Raw genomic sequence first — 16,893 nt, 5'->3', positions numbered from 1 at the left:
AACTTTTAAATTAACGTTTTATTGGAAGATCAATTTTAAAAGTGGTTCCTTTACCTTCTTTGGAAACAACATTTATTGAACCCCCATGATCCTGAATAATTCCATAAGCAAGGGAAAGACCAAGCCCAACGCCTTTACCCTGTTTTTTTGTAGTAAAAAAAGGTTCGAATATTTTAGTCAGATTTTCTTTTGTAATGCCTATCCCCGTATCTTTAAATGTAACTAAAATACTACCTTTTTTCGGAAAATGTTTTGTTTCAATCGTTAAAACACCCTCACCATAAGATTCCATAGATTCGACAGCGTTCGATATCAAATTCATCACAACTTGTTGGAGCTGATCTTCCGAACCGATAATATCCGGTAAGTTTGGATCAAGCTTGTTTTTGATTTTTACATTGTTTATCTTAATAAGGTTTGAATTTAAAAAAAGAGTTTGCTCGATAAGTTTATCAAAATTTAATGGCTTTAACTCCATCTTGTTCTGTCTTGAAAATGCAAGAAGATAAGATACAATTCTGCTTGTCCGTCTTGTCTCTTTTTCCATAAGGTTAAGATAACGTACAATCTCATCCATATCTTTAATTTCGGAGGGGTTTTCCTGAATCATGCGTTTTATAAGTATAGTAAGATTAAGAACACCGGCTATGGGATTGTTGATTTCGTGAACTACCGATGCTGAGAGCTTGCCTAAAGAAGCCATTTTATCTTTATGGATTAACTTTTCATGAGTTTCCTTGAGTTGGCTTGTACGTTCCTCGACCATTTTTTCAAGGCGCTTTGTAATCTCTTCCTGCTCTTCCATATGCTTTGTTATATCTCTGCTTATTTGGATAAATTTTACGATCTTTCCGTTTTTTTCCCAGACAGGATATATATTAACCTCAATATGCCGGACTTTATTTTTAAGGTCTATATGTTTTCTTATCTGTTGAACCGGTCTTTTGGTACGTATAACTTCATTCAGCGGGCATATCATCCCATTGCTTGTGCATGCTGAAGGGTTTTTTTGAAGAACTTCGTAACATTTGCGTCCAATAACTTCTTTTCCTGAACAACCTATGCCTTTAAGCAGGGATTCGTTGGCATCGACTATAGTCATATCAGGCGTAATTACAGATATGAAATCCTGGATACCGTTTAAAATGGTTTCCATGGCTTTATTCTGTTCCCTGAGTTTTCGTCCTTCATGATTTATTACCTTCCAGAAAATTTCGAACACTTGATTCGAAAGTATGCGTATTCTGGGAGGTCTTGTTTTTAAAATATCTTCAAGGATTTTCGGATCAGGGTTTAAAATTATTATCAGTTGTATGTTGTATGAGATATCATAAAGCTCATGATAGTCGACAAGTGTAATAAGACCTTTATTATTCGCAAACAACATGCCGGGGCTTTGGGGGTCCGGATCGGCAACGGCAATAATGGGAGTGTTTTGGTCACCTTGCTGTTTAAAATAGAAAGTGGTCTTTTCAAGAATTTGCTTGCATAATTCACTTCCGCCTACAAGAGCGATATTGATAATGGGATGAGATGAATACGGCATCTTGAAGATAATCCTTTTTGTTTTATTTTTATACTTTTTTAGCATGATGCAATATAGGATTCAAGATAAAACAATCCGTTATCGAAGTGATTATTATTGTTAATTTTGCTTGACTGGTTACGGGGTATCTTATATATTTTTATAAAACCGCTCAAAAAAACAATCAGATTCATTTAATGTATTCCAAATTATACAATATCAATAGATAGTAATCAGCTGGTACCGGAGTTTTATACCTTTATTCTTAGATTTAGATAAGGAGCACCGCATGGCTGAACGAATCGTTGGATCTGTTATGGTTGTGGGAGGTGGAATCGCAGGAATGCAGTCCGCTCTCGATCTTGCTAATTCCGGATATTATGTATATCTGCTTGAAAAAACATCCGCCATCGGCGGTCTCATGTCGCAGCTTGACAAGACATTTCCTACAAATGATTGTGCGATGTGAGTAATTTCTCCTAAACTGGTCGAGGTCGGCCGGCATTTGAACATTGAACTTCTGATGAATTCCGAACTCCTTGAACTTAAAGGAGAACAGGGAAGCTTTCAGGCGACAGTAAAACAAAATCCTCGTTTTATAGATCTTTCAAAATGTACAAGTTGCGGCGAATGCACAAAGGTCTGTCCTGTAGTCTTATCCAATGAATATGATGAAAACCTCTCAGTGAATAAAGCCGCTTATAAGCAATACGCGCAGGCTATTCCAGGAGCTTATGCTATCCGGAAAAGCGATAAAGCCCCTTGCCGGCTTGAATGTCCGGCAGGACTTAATGTTCAGGGCTATGTCCAGATGGTTGGTCAGGGTAAATATAAAGAAGCCCTTCAGATAATTATGGAGGATTTGCCTTTACCGGGTGTTCTTGGAAGAATATGTCCTCACGGATGCGAGGACTCCTGCCGCAGGTGTGAAGTGGATCATCCTGTTGCAATACGCAATCTCAAAAGGCTTGCCGCGGATAAATTCGATCCGAGGCAAATCAAGATCAAAACTCTTTCCAAAAGAGATGAAAAAGTCGCTATTATAGGGTCAGGTCCGGCGGGACTTTCTGCTGCATATCACCTTGCCCGTAAAGGTGTGCTTTCCACCATATTCGAAGCACTTCCCAGGGCCGGAGGTATGTTAAGGGTCGGCATACCGGAGCACAGGCTTCCCAGAGATGTTCTTGACAATGAAATAGAGGTAATAACAAATCTTGGCGTTGAAATTAAAACCAATACTCCTCTTGGCCCTGATCTGACTGTAGAAGACCTGTTTTCTGAAGGTTATAAATCCGTTTATATAGCGATCGGCGCGCACAAAGGTTTTGATCTTGGCGTTTCCGGAGAAAAAGCAAAAGGAGTGCGACAGGGTGTCGATTTCTTAAGGGAAGTAAACCTTACCGGAAAATCGGAAGTAGGCAAAAATATTGCTATCATAGGCGGCGGCAATGTCGCCATAGATGTTGCAAGATGCGCCGCAAGGCTTGGAGCCGAAAAGGTCAATATAATATACAGAAGAACCCGCGCCGAAATGCCTGCATGGGAAGAAGAGATTCATGCTGCTGAAACCGAAGGTGCTGAAATAACCTATCTTGCCGCACCTGATAAGGTTTTGACTTCGGAAGGAAGGGCTACAGGATTACGCTGTATCCGCATGGAACTTGGAGAACCGGACAGCAGCGGCAGACGCAGTCCCATACCGATTGAGGGGTCAGAATTTATTTTAGATGCTGATCAAGTAATAATAGCTATTGGTCAAAATGTTGATAAATCAAAACTGCCGATAAAACTTGAAATCGGCAAAAAAGGAACAATAGCAGTTGATGCGGTTACCTTTCAGACAAATTTTCCGAATATATTTGCAGGAGGTGATGCTGTTTCAGGTGCTGCTACGGCTATTAAAGCAATTGCAGCAGGAAAAGAAGCAGCCGAGTCGATTGTAAGATATCTTGATGGAAAAGATATGTCCGAAGGCCGGGAACCAATTACAAACGAAAATCCAATATACAGGCCGGTTCCTGAGAACGAACCCATAAAAACAAGAGCTGAAATGCCGGAGCTTTCCATTGAAAAAAGGGCCGGTAATTTTATGGAAGTTGAGCTTGGCTTTTGTGAAGAAGCAGGAAAAGCTGAAGCCCAAAGGTGTCTTAACTGCGGTTACTGCTGTGAATGCTTCCAGTGCGTAGATGCCTGTCTTGCAGAAGCTGTCGATCACAGCCAGAGTGTTGTTGAAAAACAAATAGAGGTAGGTTCTGTAATACTTTGCCCGGGAACCGATACTTTTGATCCATCATCTCTTGATGAACATTATCATTATAAGACAAGTCCGAATGTGATGACCAGCCTTGAATTTGAAAGAATATTAAGCGCATCGGGCCCAACAATGGGGCATCTTGTAAGGCTGAGTGATAATAAAGAGCCTAAAAAAATCGCATGGCTTCAATGCATAGGTTCAAGAGATAACAATAAATGCGGAAACGGTTATTGTTCTTCCGTATGTTGCATGTATGCAGTCAAAGAAGCAATGATTGCAAAAGAGCATTCACACGGCAACCTTGATTGTGCTGTATTTAATATGGATATGCGCACATTTGGTAAAGATTACGAGAAGTATTACAACAAAGCAAAAGACAAAGACGGAGTCCGTTTTATAAAAGCGCGCGTTCACACTTTGGAGGAGGTTAAAGAAAGTCAAAATCTTAAAATAAAATATGCGGATGAATCGGGCATGATGCAGGAAGAAGAATTTGACATGGTTGTGCTTTCTGTAGGCCTTAAAATCCCGCAATCCACGCTTGATCTTGCAAAACGGCTAAATATAGATGTAGATAAGTACGGTTTTGCCAAAAATAAACCTTTCACACCTGTTGAAACATCAAGACAGGGAGTATATGCCTGCGGAATTTTTCAGGGCCCAAAGGATATTCCAAGTTCAGTGACAGAAGCAAGCGCTGCTGCATGTGCTGCTGGAGGCAGGCTTGATGCGGCAAGAGGCACAAGAACAAAAACAGTCCTTATACCTGATGAAATTGATTTAACCGGAAAAGACCCCAGAGTAGGAGTATTTGTTTGCAATTGCGGTGTAAATATTTCCGGTGTGGTAGATATAAATAATTTGGCTGAATTTGCTTCTACCCTTCCTTATGTGGTTTTTACGGGAAATAATCTTTTTACCTGTTCCCAGGATTCTCAAGACAGGATGAAAGAGATTATAAAAGAGAAAGAGCTTAACAGAGTTGTTGTTGCGGCTTGTACGCCTAAAACCCATGAAGGAATATTCATGGATACCCTTGAAGCTTGTGGTTTGAATAAATATCTATTTGAAATGGCAAATATACGCAATCAGGATTCATGGGCTCATTCCAATGACCCTGTTAAGGCAACCGAAAAGGCAAAAAAACTTGTTAAAATGGCGGTTGCAAGGGCTGCAACACTTAACCCTCTTCATGAAAAGAAAATTCCCGTCAATAAAAGGGCACTTGTTATAGGCGGAGGAGTATCTGGAATGAATGCAGCGCTTGGTCTTGCGGACCAGGGCTTTGAAACGGTCATTATTGAAAAAGAACCTAAGCTTGGTGGCATGGCAAACCGGCTTACTTCAACCATTGAGGGAGAAAAGATAGGAGTTTATCTTTCTGAGCTTATAAAAAAAGTATCAGATCATTCTAAAATACAAGTCTTAACCCAGTCTCTTATAGTCGGGTTCTCCGGGTTTAAAGGGAATTTTACTACAGAAGTTATTGTGGGCCCCGGTATGTATGAAAGAAAAATCGATCATGGGGTTGTAATTCTTGCAACCGGAGCAAATGAGTATATCCCAAAAGAATATTTGTACGGACAAGATCCAAAAGTAATTACTCAGGTAGAACTGGCGCAGAAACTTGAAGAAGAAAATGCTGTCGAAGGAGTTGAAAGTGTTGTTATGATTCAGTGTGTTGGGTCAAGAAATGATGAGAATCCGAATTGCTCCAGAATATGTTGCCAGAGCGCTATAAAAAATGCAATCCACATTAAAGAGCTTGACCCTGATGTCAATGTCTATGTTTTGTACAGAGACATGAGGACATATGGACTTCTGGAAGATTATTATACTGAAGCAAGAAGAAAAGGTGTTTTCTTCTTCCGTTATACTCTTGATGAAATGCCGGAAGTAGAGTCAACTGAAGAAGGTTTGATGGTAACATTTAAGGACCATATTTTAGGAAAACGTCTTATGGTTTCAGCAGATATTCTTGCACTTAGCTCCGGCATGAGGCCCACAGATATCACTGAATTATCTTCCATTGTAAAGCTTGCATTAAATGCAGAAGGTTATCTGTTAGAAGCCCATGTAAAGCTAAAACCCGTAGATATGGCAACCGAAGGAGTTTTTGTGTGCGGAACGGCACACAGTCCTAAATTGCTTTCGGAATCAATTGCTCAGGCTTTGGCCGCTGCTTCCAGAGCAACTACATTCCTTTCTCAGGATCAACTAACACTTTCTGCTGTTACTGCCTATGTGGAAGGTGAAAAATGCGCATCATGTCTGATATGTGTAAGGTCTTGTCCTTATGGTGTTCCAAAAATCAATGCTGATGGAGTGAGCGAAATAGATGTTGCTCTTTGTCATGGTTGTGGTGTGTGTGCAGCCGAATGTCCGGCAAAGGCCATAGAATTGAACTGGTATGAGGATGATCAGATATTAAGCAAGGTTGAAGCCTTGCTGGAAGGAGTTCTATGAATCAGGATTTTGAACCGGTTATCATTGCTTTTTGCTGTAATTACTGAGGCTATACTGCTGCGGACCTGGCAGGTTCCATGAGGTTAACTTATCCTACCAATATTAAAATCATACGTGTTCCATGTACCGGAAAAGTTGATATACTTCATATTATGCGTGCCTTTGAAAAAGGAGCTGATGGAGTATATGCCGTAGGTTGCATGGAAGGTGAATGCCATTACAACAGTGGAAACCTAAGGGCAAGAAAGAGAATTGAACAGGCCCAACAAATCCTTGATAAAATTGGGATAGGAGGAGAAAGGGTTCAGATGAGAAATCTTTCTTCAGCAGAAGGGCCGAGGTTTGCACAGTACGCTATTGAAATAGATGAGCTTATAAGAAAACTTGGTCCGAATCCTATTAAAGTTGCCGCCAAAAACAAAGCAGCTTAAGTTATGAACTATAGTAGATGTCGAAGATAAGTGTACATACCCATCACCACGTTTTTCTCCTTAAGGAGAGAGGAAGAATATCGTTGGCGGCATATAAAATGCTGCCCTACGGAAGATGATGTAGGGCGGGGTTTTAAACCCCGCCTTATTTGCCTACCGGTATAACAAAAGAAGAAAGGAGAGGGCACTAAATATGATTGTAGCTGATAAAAAGCCGATAGAAGAGATCATCGAGGATCTGAAAAATTACAATAAAATATTGATACTGGGCTGCAACGAATGCGTAACGGTTTGTGAGGCCGGCGGCAAAAAAGAAGTAGGAATTCTGGCATCAGCTCTTCGAATGTACTTTCTCAATAAAGGTAAAGAAGTAAAGATTGATGAAATTACTTTAGAGCGTCAATGCGATCATGAGTACCTCGAAGAAATACGTGACAACGTTGATAAATATGAAGCCGTTTTATCTCTTGCTTGCGGGGTTGGTGTTCAGTTTACAGCAGAAAAGTATCAGAGCATACCGGTATATCCCGGAGTTAATACCTGCTTTTTAGGCGTTACTGACAAACGCGGTTTATGGACTGAAAGATGTCAGGCTTGCGGAAAATGCATTCTTTCAAAAACAGCGGGTATCTGTCCTGTTTCAAGATGCGCAAAAAGGCTGTTAAACGGTCCCTGCGGCGGTTCCACAAAGGGCAAGTGCGAAATAAGCAAGGAGCTTGACTGTGCATGGCAGTTGATAGTTGACCGTTTAAAGGTGCTCGGCAAACTTGATGATTTTGAAACTATTATTCCTTTGAAAGACTGGTCTACCGATAGAGCCGGAGGACCCCGTAAAGTGGCAAGGGAGGACGTGCAGTTATGAATTGCAAAACACCCAGCAAACTGGAAAAAATCCTTGCAGCAGGTCATCTTGCCGTTACTTCGGAGTGTGGCCCTCCGCGCGGCAGCAATATAACACATATTGAAAATAAAGCGAATCTTATAAAAGACCATGTGGATGCAATCAACATAACAGATAATCAAACATCGGTTACAAGGCTTTGCAGCCTTGCTGCATGCATAAAATTGAAACTAATGGGGCTTGAACCAATTTTACAGATGGTAACCCGCGACAGAAACAGGATTGCAATGCAAAGCGATATACTGGGAGCCGCTGCCTTTGATATTGTTAATATGCTTTGCCTTTCAGGAGATCACCAGAGTTTCGGGGATTGTGCCCAGGGACAAAATGTGCATGATCTTGATTCAATACAGCTTATTCAAACGGTAAGACATATGCGTGATGAAGGAAAATTTTTAGGAGGTGATAACATAGAGCGTCCGCCAAGCATGTTTGTGGGGGCTGCTGCCAATCCTTTCGCTGATCCTTTTGAGATAAGAGTTCCGCGCCTTGCCAAAAAGATTGCCGCAGGCGTTGAATTTATCCAGACGCAGTGCATTTACAATCTTGATAAATTTGAGCTGTGGATGAAGATGGTTCGTGAAAAAGGACTGCATGAAAAAGTCTATATTTTGGCAGGTGTTACACCTTTAAAGTCCGCTGGAATGGCAAAATATATGAAGAACCGGGTTCCAGGTATGGATGTGCCTGATGAGGTTGTAAAAAGAATGTCCGATACTCCGAAAGAAAGACAGCCGGAAGAAGGAATAAAGATATGTATCGAATCGATCCAGCGGTTAAAGGAGGTTGAAGGTGTAAAAGGTTTTCATGTAATGGCTATTGAATGGGAAGAAAAGGTCCCGGGAATAGTGGAAGGTGCAGGTCTTTATCCAAGACCTGTAATTAGTTGATTATCACTTATTAATATATTATAATTAAGCCAATTAAAAAAATAAGTTTTTGCTATAATATTGAGCGGCAACATGGTATATTTACTGTAACCTACAAAAGGGGGTGTCTATGAACGGTAAGAAGAGAATTCTTTTGGTAGATGATGAGCCTGATTTTTCCATGATTGTAAAAAAGAATCTGGAAAAAGAGGGTTTTGATGTTGAGCTTGCTTACGATGGCGCTGAAGGTCTTGCCAAGGTCAAAGAAAATCCTCCCGATGCAATTGTTCTTGATGTTATGATGCCCGAGGTTGATGGTTATCAGGTATGTTCGGAATTAAAAAGTGACAAGAAGTATTCCGATATTCCTATCGTTCTTTTAACTGCAGTTGCATCGCATGTTACCTCAACACGTTATTCGCATTATGACGGAATGAGCATGGAAGCAGATGATTATATGCCGAAACCGGCATCGGCGGAGCAGATTACGGAAAGCGTGAAAAGACTTCTTAATCTTTAATATATTTTAGAAATAACGAAGATTTATCTTGACAGCTTGATGCAGATACAGTATTTTGTGCGAAATCAGTAAAGATTTGCACAGTATTGCAAATCGGTTTCAAACGAAAGGGTTGTTCCATATTGTCAAAGTGACAGCCTGTAGTGGGGACCTTGATTATATTTTTTGAAAGGAGGAAAACACTATGGCAAATGGAACTGTAAAATGGTTCAATGACCGCAAAGGTTTTGGTTTTATTGAACAAGAAGATGGTAATGATGTATTTGTTCATCATTCAGCTATCAATGCAAGCGGATTTAAATCGCTTTCTGAAGGCGACCGTGTAACATTCGATGTCGTAAACGGACCTAAAGGACCGGGCGCATCAAATGTGACCAAGATATAATTAGTTTATATTTTTAATAAAAAAGCATTCATGCAAATACGCATGAGTGCTTTTTTTATATCTATGCTCTGGTATTAACTACGGATTATTTCTTGAACAATATGCGTAACTCATGCTAATGGTCTTGTAATGATTATTATTCCCCTTTGTATATTAAGAGAAACTGAGCAGCAATAAAGGTAAGAATCTATGAAACCTTCATTTTCAATAGTTGGATGCGGAAGGGTAGGCACTGCACTTGCTAAATTTCTTGCAAAAGCCGGATATGTCCCAACCGGTTTTGCCAGTAAAAGTCTCTCATCAGCCAAAAGAACAGCGGTATTGATCGGCAGTGATAATTTCACAGATATTCTCTGGGAAGTAACAAATAAAGCAGATATAGTATTTATTACTACACCGGATGGTGTTATTGAAGATGTTTGCAAAAATATTGCTGATAATAAAGGCTTTAATACCGATTCTATCGTACTTCATTGCAGCGGGGCTCTTACTTCAAATATACTTTCTTCAGCCAAAACCTGCTGTGGTGCAAGTATAGGATCAGTGCATCCATTACAGAGCTTTGCATCAACAACAGAATATGACATTAATCCTTTTTCAGGCGTTGTAACATCGGTTGAAGGAGATCAAAAAGCAGTTGACGCAGCAAAATTAATTGTCAAAAATTTGGGTTCAGTATGCATTTCCATAAAAACGGATGCGAAAGTTCTCTATCATGCTTCAGCGGTAGTTGCATCAAATTACCTTGTAACATTACTTGACCTTTCTTTAAACTTGATAGCTCAAGCTGGTGTGCCTGCAAAAGAAGCATTTATGGGTTTAAAACCGCTGATACAAGGCACTCTTTCTAATATTGAAAAAATGGGCATAGCAGATGCCTTAACCGGGCCTATTGCAAGAGGCGATATCCAAACAATAGAAAACCACCTTTCCGAAATTGCTTCTAAAATGCCAACCCTTCTTCCTCTTTATAAAATACTAGGTCTAAATACAATTGAGATAGCTAAAGCGAAAAAATCCATTACTGACTCTGCGGCAGAAAAGATGAAAGTGCTTTTTGGTGATTGATCATCTGATTTTTATGAAAAATCTGCCGTAAGTACTTCCGGTTGATTTTAGCATAGTTTGCATTAGCTTTTACTGCTGCGTGTGGCTTTAATTTTTTCCTGAAAGTGATAGGTTAATTTTTTTCGTTTATATAATAGATTTATATCGCAAATCATGATAATAAATTGTTGCATCTAATCTAAAAGATTGGTTAATAAACCCTATACCTTATAACCATGCTGAATTGGAAAATGGGCCGGCCAGCAAGAAACCTATTACACAAAGGCTCGTTTTTCGAAAATTGCGTCAAAATGGGAATTGGAGTACTCAGCATATGAAGTTTCGAGGTATTAGATTAATAAATTAGGAGGAAGATCTATGAATCGATTTAAGATTTTTTACTTATTTATTCTCTTTTCCATTTTCACTGTCTCCGTATATGCACAAGATGTGAAAGAGCACCCTCTGATCAGGCCCTTTCCCGGATCCGCCCTTATCCACAATGGTAAACACATCTACCAGAATTTTGGAGAATACAACTTCCTTGTTAAAGATCCACAGACAGGAAAGAAAAGTAAGAAGACAGTTCAAGGTAAGTACTGGAAGCTCACCTATATCATTCTGGACTCCAAGGGAAAATGGGACGCCAGCCATTCAATTCTGGAGTTCAGGGAAAACTACAAACAGGCTGCACTGGAAAATGGCGGCATGATTCTGTATGAGAATCAGGGATACCTGACCTTCACCCTTCCTGGAGACGACGGCAGTGTAACCTGGTGCGAAGTCCACATCTGGAATAAATCGATGCAGGATCTGCGTATTATCGAACAAGCTGGATTCAAGAAAAGCCTGGCTTTTGGTCCGGTTGAGATGAAAGCTGCTCTGGACGCTGATGGCCGTGTCCAGTTGCATGACATCCTATTCGAACTTGATAAATCCAGTCTTCAGCCTAAGTCCAATAAGCAGCTGGAACATATTGTAACTTTATTAAAGGAAAATCCTGACCTTAGGATAGAAGTCCAGGGTCACACAGACGATCAGGGTTCGGAAGAGTATAATCTAAATCTCTCGCAAGACCGGGCTGAAACCGTAGTCAACTATCTTGGACTTTTTGGAATCGATATCACTCGTCTCACACCCAAGGGATATGGGGAATCCAAACCGATGATGCCCAATACAACCGAGGCAGGAAGAACAAAAAACAGACGTGTGGAATTAGTAAAGCTTTAATCTTAGGGTGTTTCCGGAAAATAGTAAGAAAAGATTCGCAACATTATTTTGAAAAGAAATCAAAATTTTCCATATAATGAATAGTTCCAGCTGATTCTGATTAATCGAGACAGGCGAACTCAAGAGTTACACTCTTTGCACCCGTAACCCTCAATTCTGACAACTCATGACAACTGAGCAGTAGCAGGTGAAATACACAATACATAAGAAGCATTTTATTTAATTAAAGTAATACCGGTTTTATTTTTCTTCAAGAAAGATCGATTCTATTAAATTATCAAATCCGCTTCTGTCTTCATTATTATCATGCAGCACCTTTGATATATCCATGTGCAGCCGATATCCTTCTTTTACAATATGACCGTGAATATTTAACATTTGTATTGCAGGAAGTCCTTGCAGAGTAGAATAAATACAGGCAGTTTATTATTAAAGCGCATTTTTTTATATTGTCTCCTTAATAAGGGTTCAAGGATTAGAGGCTTCAAGGGTTCAAGCGATTTACTACCCCTAATCTTCTTCTTATCAGACAGGATTAACATGATTATTTTCAGTTCGCTCCGGAAGAGCGGACTGAAGCATGCATCCTCTTTGCGGAGGGTGAAATAATACTTTTCCTCGCCGCTGGCTATGACTTATTGTCTGTCCGGCTTCCGGCCGGAAGACAACAATCCTGTACATCCTGTTAATCCTGTCTAAAAACAAAATCAAATTAACTCAGATTTGCTATTTCTCTTTTACTGGCGTAATAGTGTTACATCTTGAATCGGGAATTGTGCAGAAAATATATAATAAACCTGGTAGTATTGGCCAATTGATACCAATGATATCTTTTGCTTCTTCAATACAAATTACTTGATTTTAAATAAATATTGCTGTATAGAAATTTTAAAACGAATAACAAATGTATTTATAGCCGGATAATACTACTCATCTCAATTGTTAATATTACTACATCTCATATCTGATCATATTAAATAACCATCCGGTTAAGGTTAACAGGAGGTGAATTATGGAAAAGTCAGGAGCCAGTTGGGATGATATTCCTTCTTTAGAATTGGAGATGGAAGATTCTTCTAAAGAAGAAAAAAACAGAGATAATCGTCGCCATGGCAGGATTGATTCTAATGTATTGAAGGGCTTGCTGCTCGAAAATATATCTTTTCTTCCTATAAGGATAGCCACATTAAACGGCGTTTACGATGGTAATATAGAAAATCTGAGCCAAAGCGGCATCCGGTTTTCAGTACCTAATTTCATTGAAAAAGGTGAGGCTGTTAAGCTGGGATTTATTATCAATTCTCGTAAGATTACTGTAAAAGGAATTGTCATATGGGTAAATAATTATGAATCAGGTTCAACGGGAGGTTTGGAATTTGTAGATCCTGATCAAAAGGATGTTGATTTTATCGCAAGCTTGATTCATGCAAGCAATTTTAATAAAGCTGTCGAAGTCGAAGAAAGTAAAAAAGAAAACAATGAAGACTTCCCCGAATAAGTTATTTTGAATCACTCTAAATTGTTAAACGATTTAATCAGTTTTTGAGTCTGGGGTTTAGATTAGTTTTTATCGCTGCATATTATATCTTTATAAGCAACCATAGTAGTTCTCACAAATATAAGACCTGCCTTGAATATTGTATTAATAATCTGTTATATCCTTTGCCATAAATTTCGTATGTACTTTGCTGGCTAATAAAAAGACAGGAGTGTTGTTTTGGAACTGATAATCAATGATTTGCAAATTCCCATTGAAAAGGACGGGATTGATGAATATATAAATGCTGTTTCCAAAAAGCTTGAAACAGACAAAAACAATATATCCATCGTAAAAATTCTTAGTAAATCGCTTGATATAAGAAGTAAAGAACAATTCTATTATATAATATCATTTGTTGTAAGTACTGATATCAGCTTTAAAAACGAGCAAAACTTTTCTGTATACACAAAAATAATAAAAGCAAAAAGTAAAATAAATAATATTAAAGACAGGCCTATAATAGTAGGTTTTGGGCCTGCCGGCATTTTTGCTGCTCTTGAACTTATAGATCATGGGATTAAACCTTTAATATTTGAAAGAGGTAAAAAAATTAAAGAGCGTTCCATTGATATTCAAAGGTTTATAAAAGAAAGAGAGATAAATCCTGAATCAAATATCCAGTTTGGCGAAGGTGGGGCTGGGTCATACTCGGACGGAAAGCTTTTTTCCAGAAGAAATAATAATACTAGCTATGTAAATCGGGTGCTAAAGACTTTTATTAAATTTGGTGCTCCTGAAGAAATTGGATATATCAGCAAGCCTCATTTGGGTACTGACGTATTGTGTAAAATAGTGCGTAACATAAGGCTCTATATCCTTGAAAGAGGTGGTGAGATATATTATGGCTCGAAAATGACGGACATCCTGATATCAGAGGGTAAGGCATCGGGCATTATAATAAATGGTGAGAAGGAATATCTTTCTTCAAGTATCTATATTGCTTTGGGACATTCCGCGCGCGATACATTTGAGATGATGCATAATAAAGGTGTTGCTCTTGAGCAAAAGCCGATTTCAGTTGGAGTGAGAATCGAGCATCCTGTTGAAACAATAAATCTTATGCGCTATGGTGATAAATATAAGAATTATAATGCCTTAGGAGCTGCTACATATTCTTTGAATTATACTAATCGAAAAATTAAAAGGGGAGTTTATACTTTCTGCATGTGTCCTGGAGGTGAAGTAATTAATGCTTCATCCAATCAAGGTATGTTGGTTTTAAACGGAATGAGTTACTCAGTCAGGTCATCGGCATTTTCAAATGCAGCACTTGTTGTGACCTGTCATTTAGATGATTATAAATCAGCGAATCCATTGGCCGGTATCAAGTTTCAAAAAGATATTGAGCAAAAAGCCTTTAATGCAGGAGGCCCAAGGTGGGAAGTGCCGGCACAAAACCTGATGGATTTTCTGGGTGATCAAAACTCTTCCTGCTTAAATAAAAACTCGTATAAAATGGGGGCTGTTTCTGCTGATATGAAAGAGATTTTTCCAGAATTTGTGACCAAGGAGCTTTTGGCCGCATTCAATAAATGGAAGGAAGAATATCCGTTGTTTGTGTCAGAGCATGCGATATTGTTAGGTGCGGAAACAAGAACTTCATCTCCTGTTCGGATTAAACGTAATGAAAAGTTTGAATCGGTAAATATACAAAATTTGTATCCTATAGGTGAAGGTTCAGGGTATACGGGTGGGATAACAAGTTCTGCCGCTGATGCCATAAAGGCTGTCGAAACACACCTGCATTTATAAAAAAGCCATCTTTTTTGTTGCTTTTTATGTATAAAAAAGCTTTAAACTGCCATTAATTTTAGAGGTGTTGGTATGATAAGCGTAGAAAATATTTCAAAAAGTTATGGCGGTTATATTCTTTTCGATGGGGCTGGGTTCAAGATAAACCCAAAAGAAAGAGTCGGGCTGGTGGGTAGAAACGGCCATGGAAAAACGACATTATTCAGACTGATAAAAAAAGAAGAACAACCTGATTCCGGAAATATTATTATACCAAAGTCTTATCGTATAGGATGTGTTGAACAGCACATCGAATTTACGGAAGATACAGTGCTCAAAGAGGGCATGAAAGGTCTTTTGGAAGATGAAAAAGATCATTTCTGGAAGGTTGAGAAAATTTTGGCCGGACTTGGCTTTTCTTCAGATGATTTAGAAATCAATCCTCTTGAGCTTTCAGGCGGATTCCAGGTTCGACTTAATCTTGCCAAGTTAATTGTATCCGAACCGGATCTTCTTCTTTTAGATGAGCCCACAAACTATCTTGATATTACTTCCATACGTTGGGTTGAGCGCTTTCTTGTTAACTGGCCCCGTGAACTAATGCTTATAACCCATGACAGAGGGTTTATGGATAAAGTTGTAACCCATGTCGTAGGAATACACAGGAACAAGATAAGGAAAATACCGGGTAACACGGAAAAATATTATACTCAAATAGCTCAGGACGAGGAGATATACGAAAAAACGCGAGTCAATGATGATAAGCGCAAAAAAGAAATCGAGCTGTTTATAAGCCGCTTCAGGGCAAAGGCAAGGCTTGCCAATATGGTGCAATCAAGAGTTAAAACCCTTAACAAGATGGAGAAAAAGGATAAACTTGCAAACATAAAAACACTCGACTTTGCCTTCCGAAGTGCCCCATATCGGGGAAAGCGCATTCTTGAAGCAAGTGATATATGTTTTTCGCATGATCCGCAAACCCCGCTTATCAGGGATTTTTCGATAACCATGGGAGCGCGGGACAGGGTATGTATTATAGGAAAAAACGGCAAGGGTAAAACAACACTTCTTAAAATTCTTGCCGGGGTGCTTGTTCCTCAAAAAGGGCTGGTAGATTACAATCCGGCTGCCATAAAAGGTTTTTTTGAACAGACAAATGTGAGCCATCTAATAGACAGCCGTACAGTAGAAGAAGAAATCCTTTATTCTCATGCTGATATAGATAGGCAGGTTGCAAGAAATATTTGCGGAGTAATGATGTTTCAGGGAGATTCCGCTTTAAAGAAAATAGGTGTTTTATCAGGCGGAGAAAAGAGCAGAGTGCTTGTAGGAAAGCTGCTTGCAACTCCGGTTAATCTTCTTCTTTTAGACGAGCCGACAAACCATTTTGACATGGAATCCTGCGATGCATTACTTGCCGCTATCGATTCTTTTGAAGGTGCAATAATTATGGTAACGCATAATGAAATGTTTCTGCATGCCCTTGCAGAGCGCCTTATTGTATTCCAGGATGAAAATGTGCATGTTTTTGAAGGAAGTTACCAGCGGTTTTTGGAAACAGAAGGATGGAAAGAAGAAAAAATATCAGGTCAAAGTACTTTTATATCTTCTGATATCGCTGAGCCCATATCAAATCAAGGTATGAAGATAAACAAGAAAGAACTCCGCCGTCTTCGCTCCGAAATAGTCACTGAAAAATCAAAAACCTTAAATCCCATAGAACGAAAGATTTCAAAAACAGAAAATGAAATCGAAGCTCTCGAAAAAAAGTTAAACAGCTTGATGGAAGCCATGCAAAAAGCTTCTGAAGACAAAACAGGCAAAAAAATTGCCGAACTGTCAAAATCCATTCATACTTGCCAGACATCCATAGACAGGCTTTTCAATGAACTTGCAGCGCTAACCGATGAATTGGAAGAAAAGAGCGCTGTGTTTGAAGAAAAGCTGAAACAGATAGAACTTCCTGAAGAATAATCAGAGTTCCCCATTACTAT

Annotated in this window: 13 protein-coding genes; 11 read left to right on the top strand and 2 right to left on the bottom strand. The window is 39.1% G+C overall.

Going from position 1 to position 16,893, the window contains the following annotated elements; translation table 11 throughout:
- Nucleotides 1-10: 10 nt before the first annotated feature.
- On the bottom strand, nucleotides 11-1,546 hold the full coding sequence (locus KKC46_01450; GenBank protein ID MBU1052475.1) for a PAS domain-containing protein: 1,536 nt from the start codon (nucleotides 1,544-1,546) through the stop codon (nucleotides 11-13).
- A gap of 268 nt (nucleotides 1,547-1,814) precedes the next feature.
- Here KKC46_01450 and KKC46_01445 point away from each other — a divergent pair, with 268 nt between their 5' ends.
- The 8 genes from KKC46_01445 to KKC46_01410 all read left to right on the top strand — a co-directional run bounded on the left by KKC46_01445 (nucleotide 1,815) and on the right by KKC46_01410 (nucleotide 11,628).
- The gene (locus tag KKC46_01445; GenBank protein MBU1052474.1) at nucleotides 1,815-6,245 is read left to right on the top strand and encodes an FAD-dependent oxidoreductase; all 4,431 of its coding nucleotides are present in this window, start codon (nucleotides 1,815-1,817) and stop codon (nucleotides 6,243-6,245) included.
- Complete coding sequence (locus tag KKC46_01440) at nucleotides 6,242-6,676, top strand: hydrogenase iron-sulfur subunit (protein MBU1052473.1); 435 nt, start codon at nucleotides 6,242-6,244, stop codon at nucleotides 6,674-6,676. The genes KKC46_01445 and KKC46_01440 overlap by 4 nt, the downstream gene beginning before the upstream one ends.
- A 193-nt stretch (nucleotides 6,677-6,869) precedes the next feature.
- Nucleotides 6,870-7,538, top strand: coding sequence for a methylenetetrahydrofolate reductase C-terminal domain-containing protein (locus KKC46_01435; GenBank protein MBU1052472.1), 669 nt, complete (start codon nucleotides 6,870-6,872; stop codon nucleotides 7,536-7,538).
- On the top strand, nucleotides 7,535-8,467 hold the full coding sequence (locus KKC46_01430) for a methylenetetrahydrofolate reductase (protein MBU1052471.1): 933 nt from the start codon (nucleotides 7,535-7,537) through the stop codon (nucleotides 8,465-8,467). Before KKC46_01435 ends, KKC46_01430 begins: the two co-directional genes overlap by 4 nt.
- 109 nt (nucleotides 8,468-8,576) lie before the next feature.
- Entirely contained in the window at nucleotides 8,577-8,966 is a 390-nt protein-coding gene (locus KKC46_01425; GenBank protein MBU1052470.1) for a response regulator, read from the top strand.
- Between the two features lie 184 nt (nucleotides 8,967-9,150).
- On the top strand, nucleotides 9,151-9,351 hold the full coding sequence (locus tag KKC46_01420; GenBank protein MBU1052469.1) for a cold-shock protein: 201 nt from the start codon (nucleotides 9,151-9,153) through the stop codon (nucleotides 9,349-9,351).
- Nucleotides 9,352-9,540: 189 nt separating this feature from the next.
- Nucleotides 9,541-10,419 (top strand): DUF2520 domain-containing protein, encoded by an 879-nt coding sequence (locus KKC46_01415; protein MBU1052468.1) that lies wholly within the window; start codon nucleotides 9,541-9,543, stop codon nucleotides 10,417-10,419.
- Between the two features lie 357 nt (nucleotides 10,420-10,776).
- On the top strand, nucleotides 10,777-11,628 hold the full coding sequence (locus KKC46_01410; GenBank protein MBU1052467.1) for an OmpA family protein: 852 nt from the start codon (nucleotides 10,777-10,779) through the stop codon (nucleotides 11,626-11,628).
- 525 nt (nucleotides 11,629-12,153) lie between these two features.
- Here KKC46_01410 and KKC46_01405 read toward each other — a convergent pair.
- Nucleotides 12,154-12,309 (bottom strand): hypothetical protein, encoded by a 156-nt coding sequence (locus KKC46_01405; GenBank protein MBU1052466.1) that lies wholly within the window; start codon nucleotides 12,307-12,309, stop codon nucleotides 12,154-12,156.
- Between the two features lie 331 nt (nucleotides 12,310-12,640).
- On the opposite strand from KKC46_01405, the gene KKC46_01400 reads away from it, so the two are divergent.
- The 3 genes from KKC46_01400 (at nucleotide 12,641) to KKC46_01390 (ending at nucleotide 16,873) form a co-directional block, all read left to right on the top strand.
- The gene (locus KKC46_01400; protein MBU1052465.1) at nucleotides 12,641-13,126 is read left to right on the top strand and encodes a PilZ domain-containing protein; all 486 of its coding nucleotides are present in this window, start codon (nucleotides 12,641-12,643) and stop codon (nucleotides 13,124-13,126) included.
- A gap of 219 nt (nucleotides 13,127-13,345) precedes the next feature.
- Nucleotides 13,346-14,920 (top strand): dehydrogenase, encoded by a 1,575-nt coding sequence (locus KKC46_01395; GenBank protein MBU1052464.1) that lies wholly within the window; start codon nucleotides 13,346-13,348, stop codon nucleotides 14,918-14,920.
- A 72-nt stretch (nucleotides 14,921-14,992) separates the two neighbouring features.
- Nucleotides 14,993-16,873: an ATP-binding cassette domain-containing protein gene (locus KKC46_01390; GenBank protein MBU1052463.1), complete on the top strand. Its 1,881-nt coding sequence runs from the start codon at nucleotides 14,993-14,995 to the stop codon at nucleotides 16,871-16,873.
- Nucleotides 16,874-16,893 lie beyond the last annotated feature (20 nt).

This window comes from Pseudomonadota bacterium (assembly GCA_018817425.1).
Taxonomy (GTDB): Bacteria; Desulfobacterota; Desulfobacteria; order Desulfobacterales; family RPRI01; genus RPRI01.
This window is presented reverse-complemented; position numbering and strand designations above follow the sequence as displayed.